The sequence below is a fragment of the Streptomyces hilarionis genome (assembly GCF_024539675.1).
Taxonomy (GTDB): domain Bacteria; phylum Actinomycetota; class Actinomycetes; order Streptomycetales; family Streptomycetaceae; genus Streptomyces; species Streptomyces hilarionis.
The window spans coordinates 1-589 of record NZ_JAHHIT010000399.1; the positions used below are offsets into that span (position 1 = coordinate 1).

The following is a 589-nucleotide window of genomic DNA, read 5'->3' on the forward strand; positions in this document are numbered from 1 at the left end:
GATTTTACCTTTAGTAATTTTTTATTAATTCACTTCAACTGACGGGCAATACAGGCCAGCTTAGTTTTGAATGGCTCGACAACTGGCTTCGCGCAATATTCAGCTAGTTCACTGGCTTGTCGTTGCGACACAAGAACGCTGTACGATACCGCACCGACAGCGACAAACAGAGCCAGTACCAGCAGCACAGTGCTGCGTTTTGATTTAGCGTTTTGCATCGATCTGATTTCCTTGACCTGGTGAAGTGGCCCGGCGGAGCGGGCGATGGGCTTAGCAGTTTATTTCAAGAATCGACATCAACTGGTGTAGCCATCAAATCAGTACCCCAGCCAATGCATTACGTCACGGGACTTGTATTCCGAGTGGTCGCCCAGCTCGTCTACAAGATCGGCGAAGGCGAGGGAATGTTTCTCGCACTCGGCTTTTGCTTCGTCGCGGCTTACCACGTTGTCTTCTTCGAGAGCTTCGTCCAGGGTCATCGTTATCACCTCATCTGTTGGGGTTGCCCGGTGCTTACCTGCACCAGGCGCGCCGAATGTTGATTACTTGGTGTCGTCGCCTTCGAGGTCACTGCGACTCGGCGCCAGGT

Annotated in this window: 1 protein-coding gene; it reads right to left on the reverse strand. The window is 52.0% G+C overall.

Annotated features, from left to right (window positions below; all coding sequences use genetic code 11):
- Positions 1 to 317: 317 nt before the first annotated feature.
- Entirely contained in the window at positions 318 to 479 is a 162-nt protein-coding gene (locus KMS84_RS43730) for a hypothetical protein (RefSeq protein WP_169882213.1), read from the reverse strand.
- Positions 480 to 589 lie beyond the last annotated feature (110 nt).

Coding starts and splice junctions, on each gene's coding strand:
- KMS84_RS43730 (WP_169882213.1), bottom strand. CDS start 479: ATGACCCTGGACGAAGCTCTCGAAGAAGACAACGTGGTAAGCCGCGAC.